General features: G+C 41.3%; 20 protein-coding genes. 11 read left to right on the top strand and 9 right to left on the bottom strand.

Annotation, left to right across the window (positions count from 1 at the left end; translation table 11 throughout):
- Window positions 1-87: 87 nt before the first annotated feature.
- Together GXP67_RS14590 and GXP67_RS14595 are read left to right on the top strand one after the other, a co-directional pair.
- Window positions 88-3,525 (top strand): methylmalonyl-CoA mutase family protein, encoded by a 3,438-nt coding sequence (locus GXP67_RS14590; RefSeq protein WP_162443793.1) that lies wholly within the window; start codon window positions 88-90, stop codon window positions 3,523-3,525.
- A gap of 114 nt (window positions 3,526-3,639) precedes the next feature.
- Window positions 3,640-3,843, top strand: a complete 204-nt coding sequence (locus GXP67_RS14595) for a hypothetical protein (RefSeq protein WP_162443794.1) — start codon at window positions 3,640-3,642, stop codon at window positions 3,841-3,843.
- Window positions 3,844-3,944: 101 nt separating this feature from the next.
- Here the strand turns inward: GXP67_RS14595 and GXP67_RS14600 are convergent, their stop codons facing one another.
- Window positions 3,945-5,306: a vanadium-dependent haloperoxidase gene (locus GXP67_RS14600; RefSeq protein WP_162443795.1), complete on the bottom strand. Its 1,362-nt coding sequence runs from the start codon at window positions 5,304-5,306 to the stop codon at window positions 3,945-3,947.
- A gap of 330 nt (window positions 5,307-5,636) precedes the next feature.
- On the opposite strand from GXP67_RS14600, the gene GXP67_RS14605 reads away from it, so the two are divergent.
- The 3 genes from GXP67_RS14605 (at window position 5,637) to GXP67_RS14615 (ending at window position 9,100) form a co-directional block, all read left to right on the top strand.
- On the top strand, window positions 5,637-6,887 hold the full coding sequence (locus tag GXP67_RS14605) for a hypothetical protein (protein WP_162443796.1): 1,251 nt from the start codon (window positions 5,637-5,639) through the stop codon (window positions 6,885-6,887).
- A 50-nt stretch (window positions 6,888-6,937) separates the two neighbouring features.
- A complete protein-coding gene (locus tag GXP67_RS14610) occupies window positions 6,938-7,495 on the top strand; it encodes a hypothetical protein (RefSeq protein ID WP_162443797.1) in 558 nt (185 codons plus the stop codon).
- A gap of 273 nt (window positions 7,496-7,768) precedes the next feature.
- A complete protein-coding gene (locus tag GXP67_RS14615; RefSeq protein WP_162443798.1) occupies window positions 7,769-9,100 on the top strand; it encodes an alkaline phosphatase D family protein in 1,332 nt (443 codons plus the stop codon).
- A 40-nt stretch (window positions 9,101-9,140) separates the two neighbouring features.
- Here GXP67_RS14615 and GXP67_RS14620 read toward each other — a convergent pair whose 3' ends face one another.
- From GXP67_RS14620 to GXP67_RS14630, 3 genes are all read right to left on the bottom strand, one after another.
- A complete protein-coding gene (locus tag GXP67_RS14620; RefSeq protein WP_162443799.1) occupies window positions 9,141-9,566 on the bottom strand; it encodes a hypothetical protein in 426 nt (141 codons plus the stop codon).
- Window positions 9,567-9,760: 194 nt separating this feature from the next.
- Window positions 9,761-10,570 (bottom strand): DUF4249 domain-containing protein, encoded by an 810-nt coding sequence (locus GXP67_RS14625; protein WP_162443800.1) that lies wholly within the window; start codon window positions 10,568-10,570, stop codon window positions 9,761-9,763.
- A gap of 28 nt (window positions 10,571-10,598) precedes the next feature.
- Entirely contained in the window at window positions 10,599-12,992 is a 2,394-nt protein-coding gene (locus GXP67_RS14630; protein ID WP_162443801.1) for a TonB-dependent receptor, read from the bottom strand.
- Window positions 12,993-13,325: 333 nt separating this feature from the next.
- Between GXP67_RS14630 and GXP67_RS14635 the strand changes: the two genes are divergently transcribed.
- Window positions 13,326-13,670 (top strand): protein-tyrosine-phosphatase, encoded by a 345-nt coding sequence (locus GXP67_RS14635; protein ID WP_162443802.1) that lies wholly within the window; start codon window positions 13,326-13,328, stop codon window positions 13,668-13,670.
- 45 nt (window positions 13,671-13,715) lie between these two features.
- On the opposite strand, the gene GXP67_RS14640 is transcribed toward GXP67_RS14635, so the two are convergent.
- A complete protein-coding gene (locus GXP67_RS14640) occupies window positions 13,716-14,549 on the bottom strand; it encodes an alpha/beta hydrolase (RefSeq protein WP_162443803.1) in 834 nt (277 codons plus the stop codon).
- 304 nt (window positions 14,550-14,853) lie between these two features.
- On the opposite strand from GXP67_RS14640, the gene GXP67_RS14645 reads away from it, so the two are divergent.
- The 4 genes from GXP67_RS14645 (at window position 14,854) to GXP67_RS14660 (ending at window position 17,919) form a co-directional block, all read left to right on the top strand.
- Window positions 14,854-15,816, top strand: coding sequence for a DnaJ C-terminal domain-containing protein (locus GXP67_RS14645; protein ID WP_162443804.1), 963 nt, complete (start codon window positions 14,854-14,856; stop codon window positions 15,814-15,816).
- A gap of 29 nt (window positions 15,817-15,845) precedes the next feature.
- A complete protein-coding gene (locus tag GXP67_RS14650; RefSeq protein WP_162443805.1) occupies window positions 15,846-16,196 on the top strand; it encodes a chaperone modulator CbpM in 351 nt (116 codons plus the stop codon).
- 89 nt (window positions 16,197-16,285) lie between these two features.
- Complete coding sequence (locus GXP67_RS14655) at window positions 16,286-17,089, top strand: alpha/beta fold hydrolase (RefSeq protein WP_162443806.1); 804 nt, start codon at window positions 16,286-16,288, stop codon at window positions 17,087-17,089.
- Window positions 17,086-17,919 (top strand): helix-turn-helix domain-containing protein, encoded by an 834-nt coding sequence (locus GXP67_RS14660; protein ID WP_162443807.1) that lies wholly within the window; start codon window positions 17,086-17,088, stop codon window positions 17,917-17,919. The genes GXP67_RS14655 and GXP67_RS14660 overlap by 4 nt, the downstream gene beginning before the upstream one ends.
- A gap of 538 nt (window positions 17,920-18,457) precedes the next feature.
- Here GXP67_RS14660 and GXP67_RS14665 read toward each other — a convergent pair.
- From GXP67_RS14665 to GXP67_RS14675, 3 genes are all read right to left on the bottom strand, one after another.
- Window positions 18,458-19,402, bottom strand: a complete 945-nt coding sequence (locus GXP67_RS14665) for a DUF2279 domain-containing protein (RefSeq protein ID WP_232065227.1) — start codon at window positions 19,400-19,402, stop codon at window positions 18,458-18,460.
- An 82-nt stretch (window positions 19,403-19,484) separates the two neighbouring features.
- Window positions 19,485-20,645, bottom strand: coding sequence for a hypothetical protein (locus tag GXP67_RS14670; RefSeq protein WP_162443808.1), 1,161 nt, complete (start codon window positions 20,643-20,645; stop codon window positions 19,485-19,487).
- On the bottom strand, window positions 20,642-21,604 hold the full coding sequence (locus GXP67_RS14675; protein ID WP_162443809.1) for a DUF2157 domain-containing protein: 963 nt from the start codon (window positions 21,602-21,604) through the stop codon (window positions 20,642-20,644). Before GXP67_RS14675 ends, GXP67_RS14670 begins: the two co-directional genes overlap by 4 nt.
- A gap of 261 nt (window positions 21,605-21,865) precedes the next feature.
- On the opposite strand from GXP67_RS14675, the gene GXP67_RS14680 reads away from it, so the two are divergent.
- Complete coding sequence (locus tag GXP67_RS14680) at window positions 21,866-24,286, top strand: alpha/beta hydrolase family protein (RefSeq protein ID WP_162443810.1); 2,421 nt, start codon at window positions 21,866-21,868, stop codon at window positions 24,284-24,286.
- Between the two features lie 32 nt (window positions 24,287-24,318).
- On the opposite strand, the gene GXP67_RS14685 is transcribed toward GXP67_RS14680, so the two are convergent.
- Window positions 24,319-25,116, bottom strand: coding sequence for an ion transporter (locus GXP67_RS14685; RefSeq protein WP_162443811.1), 798 nt, complete (start codon window positions 25,114-25,116; stop codon window positions 24,319-24,321).
- Between the last annotated feature and the right edge of the window lie 100 nt (window positions 25,117-25,216).

Here is a 25,216-nt window from a genome sequence, read left to right on the forward strand (position 1 = left end):
GTGGAATGAATAGTGCCTTGACGTTGTGAGAAGCAGTCTTACAAACCAATGTCAAACGACCAGTGATCACCACCTAAAGACTTTATTATGCAAGCTGCTCAGATCAAACCCTACAAGCCCATACATCATATCCGCATTGTTACGGCTGCCTCACTTTTTGACGGCCATGATGCGGCTATTAATATCATGCGGCGGATCATTCAGGCTTCCGGGGCAGAGGTTATTCACCTGGGGCATAACCGTTCAGTGGCTGAAATTGTAGATTGCGCCATTCAGGAAGATGTACAGGGAATTGCCATTACTTCGTACCAGGGAGGCCATGTAGAGTTTTTTAAATATATGTATGATCTGCTAAGGGAGAAAGGAGCCGGGCATATTAAAATTTTTGGTGGTGGCGGCGGCACCATTCTGCCCACAGAAATAGAAGAATTGCATGAGTACGGCATTAATCGCATCTATTCTCCGGACGATGGCCGGGCTATGGGCTTACAGGGGATGATAAACGATCTATTAGAGCAATGCGATTTCCCAACCAAAACACCGCCATTGAATGGAGAAACTGATCATCTGCCACAGAAAGACCCTAAAGTAATTGGCTCACTCATTTCTATTGCTGAAAATTTTCCGGAAGAAGCAAAAAAACTTCAGGAAGAACTCAATAAGCTGATTCGCAATAAAACCATACCAGTGCTGGGCATTACAGGTACTGGTGGTTCTGGTAAATCATCGCTGGTAGATGAACTGGTAAGGCGCTATCTGAAGCAGTTTACGGATAAAACCATTGCCATTATCTCTGTAGATCCTTCTAAACGAAAAACCGGGGGTGCTTTGCTCGGCGACCGTATCCGCATGAACAGCATTCATAATCCCAGAGTATACATGCGTTCACTGGCAACCAGGCAATCAAACCTGGCTCTGAGTCGATATGTGCAGGAAGCCATTGATATTTGTAAGGCCGCAGGGTATGATTTTATTATTGTGGAAACCTCTGGTATTGGCCAGTCGGATACTGAAATTACCGAACATTCGGATGTGTCACTTTATGTAATGACTTCTGAATACGGCGCTGCTACCCAGTTGGAAAAGATAGATATGCTCGATTTTGCCGACCTGATCGCAATCAATAAGTTCGACAAACGAGGCTCTCTGGATGCCTTGCGGGATGTACGCAAACAGTATAAGCGAAATCATAATCTGTGGGAAACACCAGATGATCAATTGCCGGTGTTTGGTACCATCGCTTCGCAATTCAATGACCCAGGAATGAACTTGCTGTACCGGAAAGTAATGGAGAAAGTAGCTGAAAAAACTGGTAGTGAGCAATGGAAAACAGGAAATGGGATCTTCTCTTTATCAAATACCCAGACTTCAGCTATCAATTACATTATTCCTCCTGACCGGGTACGCTATCTTGCTGAGATAGCCGAAACTAGCGCTTCCTATGACCAGTTTGTAAAAGAGCAGGCAGCCATTGCCCAGCAATTATTTCAAGTAAGGGGAGTTCTTGACTTATTAAAAAAAGGCGCTGATTATTCAGTTAATTCTCAGGTAAACAACCAACATCTGGTTGAAGGTCTGGAAAATATGTATAGTGAGCTGGAAGCTAAGTTGCATTTTGAGTGTCGGAACTTATTGCAAAGCTGGGAGGACACAAAACAACGCTATACAGCCAATACCTATAAATTCCAGGTAAGAGATAAAGTAATTGAACAGGACTTATATATCGAAACCCTGTCGCATCTTAAGATTCCGAAAATTAGTCTGCCGGCTTACCAGAACTGGGGCGATATACTTAAATGGCTGCTCACCGAAAATGTGCCTGGCGAATTTCCGTATGCAGCCGGTGTGTTTCCACTGAAGCGGGAAGGCGAAGATCCTACCCGCATGTTTGCTGGTGAAGGAGGCCCGGAACGCACCAATAGGCGTTTTCACTATGTTTCCAAAGGAATGCCGGCCAAACGCTTATCTACTGCTTTCGATTCAGTTACTTTGTATGGCGAAAATCCGGATCACCGGCCAGATATTTATGGGAAAATTGGTAACTCCGGTGTAAGCGTAGCCAGTCTGGATGATGCCAAAAAGCTGTATTCCGGGTTTAATTTATGCGATCCGGCTACTTCCGTTTCCATGACCATTAACGGACCGGCTCCTATCTTGCTTGGATTTTTTCTCAATGCCGCTATCGACCAACAATGCGAAATCTATATCTGCCAAAATGGATTAACAGAAGAAGTAGAAAGAAAAATCAAGCAGCACTATGATACGCTTGAAAAAGAACAGGGAGCAGCCTTACGGCCAATATATCAGGGTGCATTACCTGAGGGAAACAATGGCTTGGGTTTGCTATTGCTGGGCGTAACCGGTGATCAGGTTTTGCCTGTAGCCGTGTATGAAAAAATCAAATCTGATACATTAAAAGCCGTCAGAGGTACAGTTCAGGCAGATATTTTGAAGGAAGACCAGGCACAAAATACCTGCATCTTCTCCACAGAATTTTCCCTGCGGCTGATGGGCGATATTCAGCAGTATTTTATTGACCAGAAAGTGCGGAATTTTTATTCGGTATCTATTTCAGGTTACCATATTGCCGAAGCTGGAGCCAATCCGATTTCTCAACTGGCGTTTACCCTGGCCAATGGATTTACCTTTGTAGAATATTACCTCTCCAGAGGAATGCACATTGATGATTTTGCACCGAATCTCTCATTCTTCTTTTCCAACGGCCTCGATCCGGAATATGCAGTGATTGGCAGGGTAGCCAGGCGGATATGGGCAAAAGCCATGAAATATAAATACAAAGGAAACGACCGATCTCAGAAATTAAAATACCATATTCAGACTTCCGGCCGCTCACTGCATGCCCAGGAAATTGCCTTTAACGACATCCGTACTACTTTACAGGCTTTGTATGCGATTTATGATAATTGCAATTCCTTGCATACGAATGCCTATGATGAAGCCATAACGACTCCTACAGAAGAATCGGTGCGACGGGCGATGGCCATTCAGTTGATCATCAATAAAGAATCTGGGTTAGCTAAGAACGAAAATCCCCTGCAGGGTGCTTTTATTATCGAGGAATTAACCGACCTGGTGGAGCAAGCGGTATTGCAGGAATTCCGGAATATTTCGGATCGGGGAGGAGTATTGGGTGCGATGGAACGCATGTACCAACGGTCTAAAATTCAGGAGGAATCTTTGTATTATGAGACCTTGAAACATAATGGAAATTTACCTATCATTGGCGTGAATACTTTTCTGGACCCCAAAGGTTCGCCTACCATTATTCCGGCAGAAGTGATCCGCTCGACCAGAGAAGAGAAAGAATATGCTATTGCTTCCAGGGACGCTTTTCACAAGCGGAATGAGAAAATGGCTTCAGTGGCTTTACAAAACCTTCAGAAAGTGGCTGTTGAAAACAAAAATTTATTTGGTGAATTGATGGAAACCACTAAATTTTGCACTTTAGGACAAATTTCTAATGCTCTTTATGATGTAGGGGGCCAATACCGCCGCAATATGTAACCGCTATTTTTGTAACAAAAACATTCTCATGTAAGTATAAAGAATTTTTTAACTTATTATGGATGGAAAAATTTACTGTATTTTGTAAAAATTGTAAATTTAAAAGCGATAGAAATGATAACTGAAGTTCTTTGTGAAGAAACCCATATTGAGATTGGATATAACCCAGATGCTAAAACACTTCATGTAAACTGGAAAGGCAGCCAGACAATAGATTCTATGAAAAAAGGCTGTGATAAAATTCTGGAATTTATGAAAGCCCGGGAGTGTAACAAGGTATATACTGAATCTTCGGTAACTGAGCCTGCTTACGCATAAGGTTTTACAATAAACTATAATTTCATTAATAATCCATAAAATGAAAGAGGCTGGTTTTTGAATCAGCCTCTTTTGTATTTTTTATATATTCGATAGGATAATTATTGGTTAGATTTACTTAGTGCGATCGTATTTTTACGTGTTTCCAGCTTCTTAACTAAATAATCGCCTACTTTTTTGCCTTGGTCTGCTCCGTTTTCGATAGCAGAACGATAGTGAATCCCACCATATAAGCGGCTGATAGCTGCCTCATCTGCTGCCGCTTTAAATGAATGAAAAGTTCGGGCAGGCAACCCATATTCTACTTCCGTAGAATCTACAAACGTGAATGTATCGCCATAGATGTGTGTAAGAACAACAGCAGCTGAATTAGAAATCACACTATGTCCGCTGGGATATTCTGGAAAGGGAGGCGTAGTTAATAAGGGTTCCCAGGTTTCATCAATGTGCTGATTAATTACCGTTTCTGGCCGTATAAGTTTACTGCGGTACTTTTCATCCCAGCAACTGATAAATCCATCTATAAGCGCAATAGAAACCAGCGCATAGGTTTCAGCCGAACGTATAAAATCGGATTTAGCTGTTTTATTGGCAATGTTAGCAATACTCATCCAGTGGCCTCCAGGCGACATTTTCTTTTTTCCCAGCATAAAATGCCCGGTATGTTGCACCACAAAAGGGTTACAATCCCAGAAGCTGGCAATAGCCAGCTGCTCTTCTGAAAGGTTTTTGCCAGTTTCGTATGTTTCCAACGTCTCTTTATAAAAATCACTTGTTTTTTCCAGGCTATATTGAGGTGGGCGAGCCGGTATGAACTGATTACAAGAGTCTAAAGCAAAAGTCCGGATTTTATACCAGTGTGGCTCCACGGCATCCATGTAATCTGGAGGAGTAGGAACCCAGGTTCCGGGTGCATTGGTAACAGTATATCTTTCAAATCCTCTGGTTTGTTTATAGTTATCCTTGGAAGACCAGGCTACAATAGCATCTGCCACTTGCTTTCCGTATGCCATCGACCGCTCATATACTTCATCTGGCATCCCTGTTTCCTCAAATTCCTTATAAATTTCTGTTTCAAATGCTTCAATTTTCTCTTCAGAAAAAGTAAAAGTCCGGCCTACGGTCAGAAATGCTTTTACACTCGCTAAGGGGAAACAATATTCCTGGCCAGCTACTGGTTTGGGCATATCCACTAAACCTTTTACCTGACTGGCTAATGAGCGGTAATCCGGATTAGAGTTTACCATGGCTTCGTAAGCAGCGATACTGGAATAAGCATAAATCCGGCTGGCTACTGGCGGTGAGAATATGTCGTATACAATGACATCAGTAAGCTTTTTAACGGAGCGATGCAGAAAGGCCGGGTCATTTGCCTGAACCTTGTATTCACCATTGTTCTGTTTGCATCCAAAAGGCAGCATAATCAGCAAGGCAAGCAGAAGAGGGAAGTAGTGTCTTTTCATTGTGAAAAGGAAATAAGTGGTACACTAAACAGCAACAACTTATATTATTATCGTACAGCTGTACATAAAAATAATTATACTCCAAATATACATAAAATTCTATTGTTCAGAAACTCCTGGCTGTTTATATATGATCATTTTCCTGAATCCGCAAAACTGATTCAATTAGATTCAGAAAACTATTTTGCTCGATTAGGTTGCAGGCTTACTGAATAATACCTAATTTCAGTTGGCTCATTTGTGTTGAAATTTGTTCATTTTAAATCTATACTGCATATCTGCCATATCTATCATTCCTGTTGATAAAACCATTTTTATTCCTCTATTGATATGAATAAACACTACCCGTATATTTTATTTGGATGGCTGATCATGCAATGCGTTCTCACCGCTTGTGATACAAAACAGCAAGCCACCACTGAAACAAATTCCTCGGAAAATAAACCTGCTACCAACATGACTAATACTCAGAATTTTAAGGAAGGAAATGATTATGTTTTGTTTGAAAGAGTGAGAATGTTAGATAAAACTGCCTTTGCCGAACCAGCCGAAGCCTACAGCCTTTTGTTGCCTAAAGGCTGGCAGCAAGAGAATAATATTATCTGGAATATGCCAAACAGTGATTGTGCCGGTACATTTAAGGACTTACGAGCCAGATCTGTAGATGGAAAATACAGTTTCCGCCTCTTTCCGGATATTGTGTATAACTGGAACACCGATCCACAGATGATACAGTTTTATATGAACAGTGGAAATATATCGCCCTTTTGTGGGTTCAGACAGCCCATGAATGCTGAACAGTATCTGAGATCTGTATTTGCTCCCGGAGAATTGAATAACCCGCAGATTATAAAAGTAGAACCCAATGCTACGGTAGTAGATGAAATGAAGCAGAGTAATGAAAAAACCCGGATGGAACTAATGCAATACGGATCTGCCCAGATAAATTTCGACCAGTCGGCTATTCATGCTAATGTACGCTGGAAAAATGGAAGCGAAGGTATAGTTGTATTGGGTACATCTATCATAGAAAATACAGTTCCTAATGTGTACAATGGTACATATAATAAAATTTACACCACCATGGTGACCAAGCGCATTGTGTATACTTATCCGGATACAGAAAAGCAGCAGGCACTCAATCAATTTAGTGTCATTATGGGGAGTTTCCGGACGAATCCCTCCTATACCGAAACGGTAAACAAATTCTGGAAAGATGTACGGCAACAAAGGCAAATCGCTCATATTGGTAAACTCCGTATGATGGATGCCCAAACCAAAGCCATGGGTGAAGCCGCTATCCGGAGCGGCCAGGAAAGGCTGAAAGCCATGGATGCAAACATCCGGAATTGGGAACAACAGCAACAGTCTTCTGACGACCGCATGCATACGAATTTTATAAAAGCCATCCGGGAGGTAGAACATTATCAGGATGAAACTGGTAAAGTGGAACTGGCATCCGGTTATGACCATGCCTGGAGCCGGGGAGATGGCAGCTATATTATGAGCAATGATCCTAATTTCAATCCTGGTTCCGTATTACAGGACCATAACTGGAAGGAGATGAGAAAGATTGATTAAATGGTTATTTGTTGTTAGTTGTTGATACGCAACTGTTAGGCTTAATTAAAATGGAAAAATTAAAAGAATATATTAAGCAAAAGTGGTTTACAGCTTATAGGAGATTGTCCACATCTGAAGTTAATGATATTTATGTTTTTTCATTTTTTGTATATGACGATGAAGATGACCCAAGAAGACCTACCTTAACGATTGGATATAACACTTTAACTAATTTTCATGAGCAAATAAACGATGCATCCGATGAGCAGGAGGCTAAGTGGAATTATGCTTTTTGGTTACAAAATGAAATTGAATCCATAGGTACAGAAGAAGACAAAGTTGGGAAGAAATTGATTGAAAATTGGGTAGTTGAAAAAAAGCTCTACTATACGGATAAAGAAGAAGATCGTGACTTTGATGCTTGTATGGAAAAAGCAGAGCAGATAACAAAAAACTTTATTGATCTACTCATTCAAATAGTACAAGAAACCCATCAAGCACAAATAACAAATCTGCCTATACTCATTCATGAACTTGAATACTATGATTTAATCAGAGATCAGAATATACAAGCGAACGGAAGGGAAAGAGTGAGCGAGTTTAGTGAATGGATAAATGAAATGTAAAAGTACTAAGCCTAACACCTAACCCTATTCCCAACGCTAAAGTTTAATCAAAAATAAAGGTATGTTAGGATTCGTGTTCCATTGACAAAATGCATGCTATCCATTTTGTAAGTTGCCGTTCTCCTTCTAAATACATCTTATATCAATATAATCAGGTTTTTGTTAGAATGAAAGTTATTAGTAGCTTCAGTATCCAGTCAGAAACTTGGTATAATATCGCCACATTTTTCTGGCAAAACCCTTACTTTGCAACCAACCTATATCATTCCTTTCATGAGAAACACTGTACTTACTGCCTTCTGCTTCGTTTTGTTGATGTCCTTACAAGTCCATGCACAAACTACTTTGTTACAATCCGGGCCAATGGTGGGATATTCGGATATGAAAGAAGTAGCCTTATGGGTGCAAACCACCCAAGATGCCAAAGTAAAATGTATGTATTGGGAAAAGGATGCTCCACAGAAAAAATTCAGTACTGAAGAAATTACTACTACCAAGAACACGGCATTTACAGCTACATTAAAAGCAGATCAGGTATCTCCAGGAAAAAAATACACCTATGAATTATATATTAATGGTAAAAATGTAAAGCGTCCCTATCCACTGGAATTTCAGACCCAAACCTTGTGGCAGTGGCGCACCGATCCACCGGAATTTACTTTTGCTACCGGTAGCTGTACCTACATCAATGAAACTGATGTAGACCGGCCGGGAAAACCATATGGAGGTGATTATGATATATTTACGACGATTTACCAGCAGAAACCGGATTTTATGCTCTGGCTGGGTGATAATACCTACCTACGGGAAGTAGACTGGAATACCCGTTCTGGTATTATGCACCGCTATACCCATACCCGTTCTACCCCTGAAATGCAGCCTTTACTGGGTTCTGTACATAACTATGCCACATGGGACGACCATGACTTTGGTCCCAATAATGCCAACCGGAGTTTCTGGAATAAGAATATTACCCTGGAAGCCTTTAAGTTATTCTGGCCCAGTGCCAATTATGTGTTGGGCGAAAAAGCCGGTGTTACCAGTACGTTTCAGTGGAATGACGTGCAGTTTTTTTTGGTAGATGACCGATACTTTAAAACGCCGAATGAGAATTTTGTAAGCAGCGACCGCACCTTACTGGGAAAAGAGCAGTTACAATGGCTGGTCGATGCCCTCATTTCCAGCGATGCGCCTTTTAAAATTGTAGCCATTGGCTGCCAGGTGTTGAATCCTGCCAAACTCGACGATAGTTATACCTATTACCAGGAAGAAAAAGACTATTTGCTGAAAGCGATCCAGGAGGCCAAAATTCCGGGTGTTATTTTCCTTGATGGCGACCGTCATCACAGCAGCCTTACCAAACTGGAGCGCCCAGGCACCTATCCTTTATACGACATTACCATCTCTCCCTTAACAGCTGGTGTATATACACCCAAAGCCGATGAAAATGCGCTGATGATACCCGGCACCTTAGTAGCTGAGCATAACTTCGCCCTTATCAATGTAAAAGGTCCTCGTACAGACAGAACACTGACCATACGGGTATTGAACACCAAAGGCAAAGAAATGTGGACACAGGAATTGAAGGCTAAGGAGTTGAAGTGAATTAGGAATATTCTTATTGTTTGAATAGGCAGCTTTCTGTTCAACCAAGCCTATATTTAGTTTTTCTTCTAATCTTATTCTCGAATATTTCTAATTTCATTGAACGACTCCATACATTAATTTTTGGCTTATTTACGAAAGAGATTAGAATATCTATTGCATTGATTCGATTTTCATTACTAATTATTAACGCTGAAGTAACACATCCTGCTGCCACATATCCATGTAGACTACTTTTATAGGGCGAGTTTACTAATCCTAATACCAATTGGGTACCTGAATCAATGTCAAAAGAGAGGAAACAATCCATACCACCACTAACAAGCTTTATTGTGTCTTGCTTAATAGCCCCTTTATAAATATTTTTAATAATAAGCATTTGTCCGCCGTTACTGCCTTTGTAAAATGTTCCAATGACCACATAATCAAAGTTTTTAACCTGGCTCAGAAACTCCCGGCCAATCATAGACCTGCCACAAGAGCATGCCATAGTTTCGAAGCTTACAAGGGTAAATAGAATGAATGATAGGGCTCTTTCATAATAGATAACTATGTGGAACATACTCAATTTACTAAAAAATAAACAGCCGGACGCTAGAAGTGCCCGGCTGTTTGTATAAAGGTGGTATGCAAATATAGAATAAGTCGTTAAAAAACCTTTTATTTTATCGTTACAGTTTCAGTGGCGACAGCAGATGCCCTAAAAATTCCCAGTGCGCCATTGCTGATGGTAGAAGGTGGGTTAACAGGCGGAGGGCTAAATAAACCTCCATCGCTATTGAGCACATTTAATAAACCATTATAGTATTCATATTCTTTCCGGCTCAGTGAGTGCATTTCCAGTCGTACCACATCATTCAAATCAAAAGGATAGCCTAATTCCAGATTCTCAATATCCCCTTTGAGGAAATCGTCGCTTGAAATAATCAAGTCGTTTACACTGTTATATAGTGAATCACCTTCATACACATAAAAGCGGTAATAATTTGTTTCGCCCTGTGGTTCTTTGGCAAAGAAATAAATATAATAGCCTTCATCTTTGGTAGGCGACTCTTCTACAAAACGGATCTCCAGTTTATCAATATTGGTAACCGGGAGCAGTTTAGATTCTGCCTGATAGCTTTGTCCATTGTGCTGAATATTCAGGTAGTACGTCTGGCCCACTACGCCTTGAATGGTGCTGGTTTGGTAGGTACCTGGTTTATCCGATAAATGGGTGAGTACTTCGGAATTTCCGGCATCATCCGAAACTGTTACTACAGCATCTGTTACTTTGGGCGCTGGATCTGTACTATAAAAATCTCCGGTTTGAGAAAGGGTAATATAATACGGTCCTGGCTGGCTAGTGATCAAACCATCTACCACGAGTTTGGGATTGGTATTATTGAGTGGCACTTCTACTACTTCCTGGCAGGCAGTAAACAGGAAGGGAAGCGCTATAAAGAATAGGATAAATTTAATGTTTTTCATATAATTAGTATAGAGCAAATGCTGAATGTTAGAATTTGAAATTATAAGTAACAGAAGGAATAATGCCGAATAAATAGGTTTTTACAGCTTTAGGCTCTTTTGTATTGATTACCAGATCATCGTCGCCTTCATTTACACCTGGGTCTCCATTAATTACATCCCGGAACTGAACGGTAAATGCATTTTTACGAGCATACGCATTGTACAGAGAGAAATTCCAGCTGCTTTGCCATTTCCGGCCAGGCTTTTGTTTGCCATCAATATTTAAAGACAAATCCATACGGTGATAAGCGGGCATACGGTTTCCATTGCGGGTTTCAGGATAATATGGGGTACGTTTACCATCAACTTCATAAAATCCTTGCGGATAGGTTACCGCACTACCAGTGGTGTATACCCAGTTGGCAGAAAGCGTCATTCTTGGCTTGATTTCGTGTGAAAGTACTACTGATACATTATGCCTTCTATCATAACGGGGGCTATAGGCCTGCCCCAAGCTAATTCCTTCGATCTGGCGCTGTGCTTTAGATAAGGTATAACTTACCCAGCCAGTGGTGCGGCCTACATTTTTTTTCACCATAAATTCTGCGCCATATGCCCAGGCATCACCAGCCCGGAGTTCTGTTTCCAGATTATTGTTCAGCAGGATTTCTGCGCCGTCTTTAAAATCAATCTGGTTCTGCATCCATTTATAATATACTTCCACCGAAGTCTCAAACATGTTCTCTTTAAAGTTTCGGAAGTATCCAAGGGCTATCTGGTCGCTGATCTGTGGTTTGATGTATTTATCAGCTGGTACCCACCGGTCAATAGGCAAACCGGCAGTAGAGTTAGAGGCAATTTGTAAATACTGGCGCATGCGGTTGTAAGAAGCTTTCACTGAACTTCTGTCATCTACCAGGTAACGGGCAGCAAACCGGGGTTCTAAGCCATGATACAAATTGATGCTTTCATAGCGGCTGTATTTCACTGTGTCTGTAATGGTATTATCGTCCATTGGTTGGCCAGGAGCGTATTGGAACACCCTTCCCGGACCTACATTCCAGAACATAGAGTAACGTAAGCCATACTGGAAAGAAAGTCTTTCGCTGATTTTCTGGTCGTTGCTGATATAGAATGCCTGTTCCAGGGCATATTTGTTATCCAGTTTAAAGGTTTCAAAAATAGAATTAGAATTTTTTGGCTGGATCGTAGCCGGAGAAAACCGGTGAACAATGGTATTTGAACCAAATTTCAGTTCATTATTCGGATTGAGGAAATAATTAAAATCCAGTTTTAGGCCATATTCCTGCAAGTTTGATTTCCATTCAAAGTTTTGTGCGCCATCGTTGATATTAAATCCATAATTAAAATCGCTGAAAAGTACTGTTGTATTCAGGAATAAACGCTGGTTGAACAAGTGATTCCAGCGGAAAGTAGTAGTAGTATTTCCCCAGTCCAAGCCGAATACATCGTCGAAGCCAAATTTATCTTTTCCAAAATAACCCGATAAAAATATCCGGTTTTTGTCATTGATCTTGTAATTCAGTTTGGCATTCAGGTCGTAGAAATACAGCGTATTGCTGTTGATATTCTCATCCGGGGAAAGCTTCAGAAACACATCAGCATAAGTGCGGCGACCAGAAAGCATAAACGAAGACTTATCTTTTACCAATGGACCTTCCAGGGTAAGGCGGCTGGAAATAGTACCAATCCCACCAGAGGCCGTAAATTTCTTGGAATTGCCTTCCTTCATCCTTACATCCACAATCGACGACAACCGTCCGCCGAACTGGGCTGGAATTCCACCCTTATACAATTCAATATCTTTAATAGCATCAGAGTTGAATACAGAGAAAAATCCCAGGAAGTGAGATGCATTATACACAGTAGCCTCATCCAGCAACATCAGGGTTTGGTCGGCAGAACCACCGCGAACAAACAAACCGGTTGTACCTTCACCAGCGCTCTGAATACCTGGCAACATCTGAATACTTCTGAGAATATCTACCTCACCAAATAGAGCCGGCATAGATTTGATCCGCTCAATTTTGAGATTTTCGCGGCTCATTTTCACTTCCGTTACGTTGCCATCGATCTTTGTAGAAGAAACTACTACTTCTTCCAGGTTCACACTTTCTTCAGCTACTTCAAAATTGAGCGTTTTGTTGGCATCCAATTTAATAGACTGGTTCTGGGTAACAAAGCCTACATAGCTTACACTTAGGTTATATTCTCCTGCAGGCAAGGTAAGCGAATAAAAGCCATAGGCATTCGTAGTAGTTCCATTGCCTAATTGCTGCACATATACGCTCGCTCCAATTAGTTCTTCACCTGTTTTTGCATCTTTAATATATCCGCTCACTGTAAACTTGCTTTGTGCCCATAGCTGGCTCAGGCTCCAAAACAATAAGATCAAAGTTAATCCTGTAATTTTTCTCATGTGTGTTAAATTGACTTATTTCAAGATAATATTTATGTTTATTTAGTTTATATCCGATTATATTATTAATAAACCTTTGATTAGCAATGCTATTGTGATGTATTATTTAGCTTCCTGCGAAAAAATAGGCATATGCTAGTATAAATTATTGAGGATGATTTTTGAGTATAAGACAAGTTAACCAATACTTACCCCTACGGTGCAGAGAGATTTATTAAATAAATTTTGCAGGAAACGGATAAGTGGAAATAATGAAGGAGGAACGGCAAAAACGGCATGAAAAATTCAGCCGAAATACTAACCTTTGTATCTGATAACAGAATTCCGAAATGAATGGATACTAAACCTCATGTTTTAGTTGTATGTGGCCGCAACAAAAGAAGAAGCCGTACTGCTGAATATATCTTTAAAAATGATATGCGGTTTATCATCAGGTCGGTAGGATTAAGCCCAAGAAGTGAACGGCAACTCAGAGAAGAAGATCTTAGCTGGGCAGATTTAGTTCTGGTAATGGAGCAAAAACAACGGTCAAGGATTACAGAAGCGTACCGTCAGTTAGAGTTGCCCTCGATTGAGGTATTATATATTCCTGATGAATATGAGTATCTGGATGAAGAATTAATTGAGTTACTCACCGATAAGATCAATGCCTGCTTACAATCGGCGTATGGTATATAGTTTCTTATGAGATCTGACAAAATCATGCAACAGTCAGATCATTTCTTAGGCGAAGGAAGCTTGTTTCAGCAGCCAGTCTTTCAGATAAGCCATTACCTCCGTCCCTTGGGCTTCATTGTGGGTTTCATGTCGTAAACCTTCCCATATTTTAAACGTTACTCTGTCTTTTACTTTTGCTACAAACTCTTTGGTAGCAGCAATAGAAGTGATGGGATCTTCGCTGCCATGCATGATAAGGGCAGGAATTTTGAACTCCGATGCATGTTGGATTGCCCATTCGCCTCCTTTAAACATGGCTACAAATAACCCGGCTGAAATATCGTGGTGTACGAGGGTATCATCTATATAGGCTTTGGCTACTGCCGGATCGTGGGTGAGCTGATAGGCATTAATTTCATTTGGCTGCGTAAAGGCCGGATATATTTTACTCATCATCGTACCTAATGCTACTTTTACAACGGAGGGGTTAAAACTGAGCTTAAACCAGGGAGAAGAAATAACAACGCCAGCCAGAGCTGAGGTGTTCCGCTTTAGTACATAATTGGCCACTACATTACCACCCATACTGTGGCCATACAAAAATAAGGGTACCTTTGGATACAACTCTTTTGCTTTATTCAGCACTGCTTCCACATCATCCAGTAAAGCATCATACGAAGGAATATGGCCTTTTTTTCCATCAGAAGTGCCATGCCCCCGTTGATCGTATAAGAATACAGCAATCTGGTTGTCGCATAAGTAACTGGCTACATGGGCATGACGCATCATATGGTCGCCTAAGCCATGTACTACGCATAAAGCAGCTTTAGTTTCAGCCGGTTGCCAGTATTTGCCTTTCAGATGGAGGTGGTCTTTGGTAAGGAGTTCAAAATCTTTCAAGAATGTATGAGTTTATATATGGCAGTTATGAGTAAGGAATTAATTTCAGGTATGTTTAAAATCCATTTTACTTAAAGGAAGTTTCATGTTATAATGCTGAATATAGGAATAATATCGATCAGTTGGCTATTCACGTAGAACCTCTGCTAGTAGCTTCCTGCTATTTATATAATCCTTCTTCGGTGCTTTGTTTTTATAATGAGCGTGTTTATTTTGTGATGTTGTGTAAGTGAACTGTTCTCTGTCACAACCCGTTTTATAAGGCAATTATTTCATGTATTTTCATTCATAAATTCTTGACGCAGTGGAATACAAAGACTATTACAAAATATTAGGTGTAGACAAAAAAGCATCGCAGGAAGAGATAAAAAAAGCCTACCGGAAGCTGGCCCGGAAATACCATCCGGATGTAAATCCCAACGATAAGGAAGCAGAAGCTAAATTTAAAGACCTGAATGAGGCCAATGAGGTATTGAGTGATGAAGAGAAACGGAAAAAGTACGATACCCTCGGAGCCGACTGGAATCGCTATCAGCAGGCTGGTGGAGCACCAGGCAGTGGCGGATTCGACTGGTCGAAATATGCCCAGCAAGGTGGAGGTGGCGGAGGTTATACCAGGTATGAAGGAAATATGGAAGATTTGTTTGGGGATGGTAACTTCTCAGATTTCTTTAGTACTTTTTTCGGTGGTGCAGGAGCAAGTGGCGGTGGTTCCAGGCAACGGGCGAGAGGTGGAAATATGGCTTTTGCCGGGCAGGATTATACTGCCGAACTACATTTGAGTTTACAGGAAGCGTTTACCGGAACGAAAAAAACGATTACAGTTCACGAGAAAAACCTGCGCATCACGATTCATCCTGGTGTAGAAGATGGCCAGACGATCCGCCTCAAAGGAAATGGTGGCCCTGGAATGAATGGAGGGGAAAACGGCGATCTGTACATTACCTTGCGTATAAATCCTGAACCAGATTATACCCGCAAAGGCAACGACCTGTACATCGAAATGCCAGTAAGTTTGTATACTGCTATTTTAGGTGGCGAACAGGTAATTAATACTTTGTCTGGTTCGTTGAAAATTAAGATCAAGCCCGAAACCAAAAACGGAACGATGCTGCGGCTGAAAGGAAAAGGATTTCCGGTTTACCGCCGGGAAGGCGAAACTGGCGACCTATATGTGAAAATCAATGTGCAACTTCCTGAAAATTTATCGGCACAGGAAAAGGATTTGTTTACACAACTAGCTAAACTCAGAAATGAGACTATTTAAATATTAACAACGAATAATCACTATATCCCATGGCTCACTATATTTCTATCCGGGAATTTTCTACCCTGCATGGCGTTGAAGTTGCACTGATCCACGAATTTGCAGAATTTGGCCTGGTGCAAACGCATTTCCAGCAAAACCTGGAGTGCCTGATAGCTGATGATATTGCCCATGTGCGGCGATTGATCCGCTTGTATCAGGATCTGGGCATTAATAAAGAAGGCATTGATATTATTTTATCCATGCGGGAGCAAATCTTATCGTTGCGGGAAGAACTGGAAAGCCTCCGTTACAAAGCACAACGCCTGGAGCAGGAAAGACACCAGCGACTGACAGATTTTCCTTCAGTACAAGGCTTGATTATTGATCTGGATGAATAAGGCGTTCATTCTCTAAAAGATGTCGTTTTTTTACTTGTCGTTTTTTGTTGATAGGAAATAGATTTGGTATAGATCAAATTTCCTAATCCATGAAAACGAAATGCTCTTTACTATTATGGCTATGCCTGTTCGTGACAGCAGCCAATGCTCAATCTAAAACATACATCCTCGTACACGGCGGCTGGCATGGTGCCTGGAGCTGGAACAAAGTAGTACCCCTGCTGGAAGCCAAAGGAAACAAAGTACTCGCCATTGATTTACCAGGACATGGAGATGATAAAACACCAGCCAGTTCAGTTACTCTCCAGGATTGTGTGCAAAAAGTTGTTTCTGTAGCCAACAGCCAGACCGGAAAAGTGATCCTGGTCGGGCACTCAATGGCAGGTGTAATTATTGCCCAGGCAGCAGAAGAACTGGGAAAAGAAAAAGTAGCTAAGCTTGTTTTTCTGGATGCTTTTATGCCTAAAAATGGGGAATCGGTGTTTGCCTTAGCTGGAAAAGCCGCTCAGCAAGCCAAGCCAGTCAACAATTCTCAGCATTTTCCCTCCCTTCAGGAAAGTATGATTTTTTCGGAAGACCAGAAAGCATCCCAGCTCAAACCCGAAAATGTAATGGCACTTTTTTACCACGATTGCTCAAAGGAAGACATTGAATTTGCCAAAAGTAAATTAGGCTGGGAGTCTATGGCCGTGTTAGCAACACCAATCACTGTAACAGAAGCCCGGTATGGGGCTGTACCAAAGGTGTATATTTTATGTACGAAAGCAAAAGACCTGGATAAAAGCAGCTTATCCAGCAATGTCCCATGCGAAAAAGTATATACCTTAGCCAGCAGCCATTCTCCATTTTTCTCTATGCCCGAAAAACTTACCACCATTCTGGATGAATTATGATCTTCCAAGATATACTCCCCTGTCTTGCTTTACAGCCCTTCATCTGTACCTTCAGGCTGGTACACCTTCAATTTGAACCAGATGCCTTTCCGAAAACACCTTATCCAACAAGGATAGAACAGGCGCTCGTGTTTTTTGCCAGAGGGCATATTGATTGTTATGATCCTATTTCTGGAATGACCAGGACTATTCCCCGAAATGCACTTTTTGGCCAGCAGGTGAGCCGGCTTGATTTTTATCAGAATGTTACAGCCGACTTCCTTATGCTAATGGTGGTATTCCAGCCGGGAGGCTTGTACCGGCTGCTGGGTTTTTCAAGTAACGAACTTACCTGCGAATTTTGTGATGCCGAACCGGTGATGAGTACAGAGTTGCAGGTGGTAAACGACCAGATTGCCAATGCCAGCGATTACGCAACCATGATTGATCGTGCCCAAGAATATTTTCTGCGAAAGCTACAGAAAGTTAAAGCAGGAGCACATCCGGTAGACAAAATCGGTCAACTCCTGCTGAACAATCCAGGCAGTTGCTCTCTCGATTGGCTGGCAGATCAGGCTTGTTTAAGTCCCAGGCAGTTTGAGCGGAAGTTTTCAGAAAGGGTAGGAGTAGGCCCCAAATTATACAGCCGCATCAACCGCTTTTTTCATACCCTCCAATACAAAGAAAAACATCTTCACCTGGACTGGCTTTCTATTGCCGTTCATTTTGGCTATTCCGATTATGATCATCTGGCTAAAGATTTTAAACAGTTTGCCCATGTCAACCCCAATTTAACTTTTAAAGAATACACTCAGCGCCCTGAGTTTATTGTACAGGTGCGGAATCTGTAAAACCACAGTTTGGTGTATACCTGGAGGTAATCTTTACATAAATAGTCTTCAAAGAACTGGGCTGCATATAATATCTTTAATAAAGTAAAAATGCAGCACGTCTTTCCTGCAGTATTCCTGTTGAGTGTTAGCCTTGGCTTAGGCATAATTCTGATAGCCTGAAGCAGGTATTGTCCATTGTACTTCTTGCTTTTTTAAGTTACAATGTACTAATGCTTTATAAACCTGCGAACAAATTGCATCACACCAATACTACATGCTGTATATAATCCCAGACTCTATACATTATTGGTTGAAAAAAACTGTTGTAAAAATACTGGTCTTCAAGAAAGACATATGAAATGAAATTGCTGATAAATATACAGAAGGTCCGGATGAACCAGCAGCTAATGTTAAGATTGCAAAGCGGAATCGTAACGTATATAAGGACATACAGGTACGGCTTACAGTTAAAACAGAGTTGACATTAAGCAATACTCAATAAAAAGGATAGTAATGGGATGCGAAGAAGCTTTAAATACTACCCTTTTTATTCTTATCAGAAATACAATGCATGCACTCTGAATCCCTGTTTACGGTTCCATTCCAAAGCAGGAGCTGGAATATGGATAGTGTTCAAGGCAAAGAAGAGGCTTTTGAGAAATTTGTTTTTCACCCGAATTCGTGTCAGGTTAATATCCAGGGAAAGGTAATATTGCCGGTAAGAATCATATCCATTTGACTGATTCTCATGAGAACGGGCATATACCATTTGCTCGCCTCCGTATCCTAACGCAACGCCCAGCCAGGATGGAAACTTGCTTGTTTCTCTTAGCCAGGGCTGAATATCAAATGCCAGCCAGTAAGTTTGGCCATTGTAATCTTTAATCATTTGCTGCGGTAGATTTTCTCCCAGCACATTGGGACGCATGGAAGCCAGAGAAGTCTGATGAAAAGAGAACTTGGGATGAATGCGAGGTTCTTGCCAGAGCAAATTTTGTAAGGATAGCGCAACTCCTGTTGAATTAGCCAGTAAATCACCCCACGAGGCACCATATTCTGCCGAAAATCCATCCAGAAATTCGATAGGGATAAGTAAAACCATACCAGTTGCAGCACCTAGCCAGGTGGCTTTTTGCTTGTCCATACCTGTCCAGCGGAAAATACGGGCACCGGTATGGCTCAGGTGATAGGCTGAGTAAAAATGCCCTACCTTATCTATTTGTAGCCACTGGGCATTGTCGTTAAAAAAATGAAAATTCGTGCGAGGGCTTTCCTTATACCATATTTCATTTAAGGCAAGTAATGAACCTGCATATACAGTGCTTGCGCCTATATATACCATTCTAAATCTTTTTTTGTTAAACCGGGTACTGTCTCGCAATGTATCCTGTGCAGAAGCAGGAAAAACCAACAGGATCATCCAGAATAAAAACATTACCCACAAGAGTCGACTCTTGGATTTGTTTTTTTCTTTTCCAGGTCTATTGATTAATACATCCATTTTGCAAATATCCAATAAAAAAGATTCTTCTTGATGGGAAGAATCTCTGTCATGAGTTCATTTAATAAAAAACTGAGCCTTCCTAATATTGTCCTCCGGCACCTCCGCCGCCAAACTTACCCCCACCAAAATCAAAGTCTTTTTCCGGTACAACAGATGGGCCAAAAGTTTGAGCATGAATCAGAGACTCTGCCTGAGAAAACGAAGGTGTTTCATCGGAAATATCTTCCTGGTAAGTATATGGGGTAGGATTTTTTTTCAGATAGCGGATACATCCATAGGCAATGCCTACCATAATGGCTCCGGCAATGGTGAGTGTAACTTCATGATGCCCCAGGCTGAAATAATATTTAAATGTAAGTACAGAAAGGGCAATCATAATTAATCCTAGTCTGAGCAGTAAGCGGTCGAAATTTTTAAGTCCGGCATATACATATACCAGAGGAATAAGTGCTGTCAATATAAAAACCAGAATGCTAAACGGAAGGGCATATCCTGGAAATAACATTTCACCCACTTCGGTTACTACAAAATAATTGCCGCTCATGTAAAACAACACCAGACTACATGCTTCTGCCATCTCGAGGCAACCCAGCCAATAGCGCAGTTCCTCTCTTTGTTTGATTTTCTTGATCTGAAAATAACTCACTCCTGAAAACACCAGGCAGGCAAACGGAATAAGCGCCCGGGTAAATGGAAAAGGTTCTAAAGCCAGGAACAAAATCCCAGCCAATGTAGCATACGCCAGCAATGCGGCCAGCCGGTCAACATAGCGGATGGTGATGGCTACTAATAAGGGAAAAATAAGCAGCAGATAAAAGATAAAATGATCGTCGAGAACAGGTTCCAGCAATAGGCAAATACCGGAAATAGCAAACCCGCCAGCCGTATATAACAGGGCATCATCAATACCAGCTTGGTAATACTTCTTTTCTTTGATAAACATTTCCAGCAGGAAAAAACAACCTCCGCTGAATACCATACATATAATGGCTGCACCTGTCTGGCTGTCAAACCCATCCAGCAGTGTCAGGCCAAATAGTCCAAATACACTCGATACCAGTATCCAGGTAAAGATAAATAGACCAATCCGGACGAAAATATTGGGTGTATAGAAGCCTGTTTGAAATTTGGTGCGGACATCTTCCCATTGCTGTTGAGGTAGCCAGCCTTTTTTATACCATTTCCAGGCTTGCGCTTGTACGGCTAAGGCATCCAGCCATTTTGCGTTGTAGGCAATCATTTGTCTTGAATGTTAAGGATTTTTTTATACCGGGCCAGAAAGATAATAATACCGATGCAGGAAAAGATGAAATAATAAAAGACCAGTTCCGACCGCATGGTATCAATCTGGAAAATCAGGTAACTCACGCCCCAATACGCATATACTACCCCAATGATCAGAAAATAAAATGATTTCTCCTGTCTGGCATACCAGATGGCTAGCAGAGTGAGTACCAGTAGCAAACCGGCAAATAAAAATTCCTGTTCCAGCACCATTAATCCCGACAGGCAAGCAATAAACAGCAGGTGAGCGCCAAAATTGAGATAAGTAAAAGTAAAATGCTTTTTAATGTTTTTCCTTTCCGTAAAGAAAGCCACTCCACATAAAGCTGTACCCAGCACGATTCCAGTATAGATTAGCCTCGCACTGGAAAAGTCGTTATTCTGGAATATTTCCATAGGTGTAACTGCAATCCCCAGCCATGAACCAAGTGCTGTAATTGCCATAGCCAGTACCCCAATATGATCGAAATAATAGGCAACAAAAAAGAAAAGTACCATCGGAATAAAAGTGGCTAAACCATATTTTTCTCCGAAGAACTTGTACTGATACTGCAAGTAGCCTTCCAGGATTAGAAATGTAAAACAACCCAGCAGTACGATATAGTCGAAATAAGGCGATGGGCTTTCTACTTTCTGATACGAAAAAGGCGCTTTATGTGTATACGCGTACCAGAAGGCAGCTGCACAAACGGCGGCAATCAGAGCAATTACCACCTGGTGACCGATCGTGTCAATATTGAGATAGATAAGCAAACCTAGCCCGGTATTCAACAGCAAAACACCCAGATACAAAATCGTTTTAAGCTCCCAATGCACCGACCAGGGCGCCTTTTGCTGGCTTTCCTGTATAAATGCAGCTTGTTCAGTATCAATGCACTGCTGCGCTGCCAGTTCTTCTAAAATTTTATTTGTCATAGATTAAATAAATCGCTATTAATCTCCTGTATATCTGCATATAGCAATTTCCAAATAAGGAGGATGGATTTCAAGTTAACAAAATAGAAGCCACAACTCAAAAAACAACAGAATTTTAACTGCGCTTTGAATGTAAGATATTTTAGCACTGCATTTTATCTATTGAATCCTTCCTTATCTAATATTTCTTAGCAAATGCGCTGGTAAAGCTTTTTCCAATACACAGGAATCCGTATTTTAGTCAATTGTTGCCCGGTTTTTATGAAAAAAACAATATTCAGTCTTCTTACGCTACTCTTTGTTGCACACACCTTTTGTTCGGCCCAGAATGCTACGCTTGCTCCCCTAACGGTTGAAAAAATCATGCGGGACCCTATACAATGGATGGGCACGTCTCCCAGTGATATCAACTGGTCGGAAGATAGCAAAACAGTTTATTTCAAATGGAATCCTGATAAAAACAAAGCTGATTCGCTGTATATGATTTCATTGAACAAGCCGGTACCAAAAAAAGTAATTCCTGTTATCCGGAGAGACTTGCCAGCTTTTACTGGTGTATATAATCGAACCAAAACCCAGAAAGTCTTTGAAAAAAGCGGAGATATTTTCTGGATGGATATAAAAAAAGGCACTATCCGCCAGATTACACAGACCATTAGTAAAGAAGATGATCCGGTTTTCAGCTTTGATGAACAGAAAATACTTTTCACCAGAGAGGATAATCTGTTTGCCTGGCATATTGCTGATGGAAGTACCATTCAGCTTACCAATTTCAAGAAAGGTAAACCTAAAGCCGAAGATAAAAAAAGCGAACAGGACAAATGGCTCAACCAGGATCAGCTGGCCTTTTTTGAGATTGTAAAGGAAAGGAAAGTTAAAAAAGATTCTACCGAAAAATATACCAAAGCCGACAAGCCCAAAGCTCCTAAAGAAATATATGTAGAGGATAAAGCCGTTGCCAGCATTAGGTTAAGCCCCGATGAAAAATTTGTTACCTACCGCCTTACGCAGGCAGCCAAAGGTGTAAAAACAGCTGTGGTGCCTAGTTACGTAACTGAATCTGGCTATACCGAGGAATTAGTTGCCCGTACTAAAGTAGGCGGCGTACAGGAGAGCTATGCTTTTTTTGTATATGATATTGCCCAAGATACTGTACTGGAAGTTTCTCCCCAGCAGATTCCTGGCATTACTGACAAACCAGATTACCTGAAAGACTATCCGCAAAAAGCCACCGAAAAAAAAGATACTTCCATAAAAAAGGAAGAAAACCGCAAAGTTGTATTTCATGGCCCTTACTGGAGTGACAATGGCAAGCAAGCAGTAGTAATTATCCGGGCTGCAGATAACAAAGACCGTTGGATTATGAGCCTGGATATAAAAACACGTATGCTGAAATTATTAGACAGGCAACGGGACGAAGCCTGGGTAGCTGGTCCTGGCATAAGCGGTGGCTGGACTTCGCCTGGAGAAATAGGCTGGTTGGGCGATAACCAGAATCTCTGGTTTCAGAGTGAAGCCAATGGTTATTCGCATTTATATACAGTAGATGTAGTGAGTGGCAAAAAACTACAACTGACCAAAGGGAAATTTGAGGTTTCAAATGTGGGTTTGTCTAAGGATAAAAAGCATTTCTACTTTGTTTCCAATGAAGTCCATCCCGGAGAAAAACACTTCTACAAAATTCCAGTTCATGGTGGCAAAGCTATTCAATTAACTTCTGGCACTGGTGCCTATGAACCCAAACTTTCGCCCGATGAAAAATACATTGCTCTCCGCTACTCGTATAGCAATAAGCCCTGGGAATTGTACCTGATGGAGAACAAAGCTGGCGCTCGACTGAAACAGGTGACCCAATCAACAACCGAAGAATTCCGATCCTATGACTGGCGGGAGCCGGAACTCATTACATTTACGGCCAGGGATGGAGCAGAAGTATATGCCCGCTTATATAAACCAGCCAATGCAAAGCCAGGTGGTCCGGGAGTTATTTTTGTTCATGGTGCTGGCTATTTACAAAATGCACATAAGTTCTGGAGCCAGTATTTTAGAGAATTCATGTTCCATCATTTATTAGCTGATAATGGCTATACGGTGCTTGATATTGATTACCGGGGAAGCGCAGGTTATGGCAGGGATTGGCGTATCGGCATTTACCGGCATATGGGTGGTAAGGATCTCACGGATCATATGGATGGCGCAAGATATTTGATAGAAAAGCAAGGAGTAGATGCCAAACGCCTGGGGATTTACGGAGGATCGTATGGTGGATTTATTACCTTAATGGCCTTATTCACCCAGCCAGATGTATTTGTCGCAGGTGCAGCTTTGCGTTCAGTAACCGACTGGGCACACTATAATCAGGGATATACCTCTAATATTCTTAACGAGCCCCATACTGATAGCCTGGCCTATGGCAGAAGTTCACCCCTTTATTATGCCGAAGGATTAAAAGGCCATTTGCTGATGTGTCATGGTATGCTGGATGTAAATGTTCATTTTCAGGATATTGTGCGTTTGAGCCAGCGGTTGATTGAGCTGAAAAAAGAAAACTGGGAGCTGGCCGTATATCCAATGGAAGACCATGCCTTTGTAGAAGCCAGCAGCTGGACAGATGAATACAAGCGGATTTTTAAGCTGTTTGAAGAAAAATTAAAAGGGAATGGCATGGGGAATAAAGATTAGCAGGAAAGTGGATTATGATACTAAAACCATTCTTATAGCATCGTTCCACAATGTTTACAATAAATAGCATCTGTCTCATGGTCTTGCAGTAAACAAGTAGGACAGGTTTGGGTACTTGCCTTTCTGGCATTGGCCCTGGAAAGTTCAGAAGTGACAATACCAGTAGGTACAGCGATGATGCCATAGCCCATAATCATAATAAAGGAAGCAAGGGTTTGCCCCAGAGCCGTCTGAGGGGAAATATCGCCATAGCCTACTGTAGTAAGCGTAACAATTGCCCAGTAAATACTAATTGGAATGCTGGTAAATCCATTTTCCGGGCCTTCTACTAAATACATTAAGGTACCGGAAATCATCACTATACTTAACACTACTCCCAGGAAAACAATGATCTTATGGCGGCTTGCCTGTAACGCCCTTGATAAAGTATCTGCTTCGCCCAGAAAACGGCTTAATTTAAAAATCCGGAATATTCTTAGCAAACGTACTGTACGGATCACCAGAAAATACTGGCTGCCCAGAAAAAATAAACTCAGGTAGCTAGGCAGTAAGGCGATCAGGTCTATCATTCCCAGAAAGCTGAAAATATACCGCCCCGGATACCTGACAGCAATGATACGGGCCAGATATTCTACGGTAAAAATGACTGTAAATCCCCATTCAATTGCTTTTAGTATGTTCCCATACCTGGCCTGAATATGGGGAACACTTTCCAGCATGACGGCAAGTACACTGAAAACAATGGCCCAGAGCAAGGTAATATCAAATGCTTTCCCTTCAGGGGTGTCCGCCTCAAAAATGATTTCATACAGTTTATCACGCCAACTCATGATCGAAAGAAGCTATAAGTATTTCAAAGATGGAAATATAACTTCTTACGGTGAGCTTAACAATCACTAAATGGTTAATCCAGGTTTTTTACAAGCAGTT

This window comes from Rhodocytophaga rosea, assembly GCF_010119975.1.
GTDB classification, from domain to species: domain Bacteria; phylum Bacteroidota; class Bacteroidia; order Cytophagales; family 172606-1; genus Rhodocytophaga; species Rhodocytophaga rosea.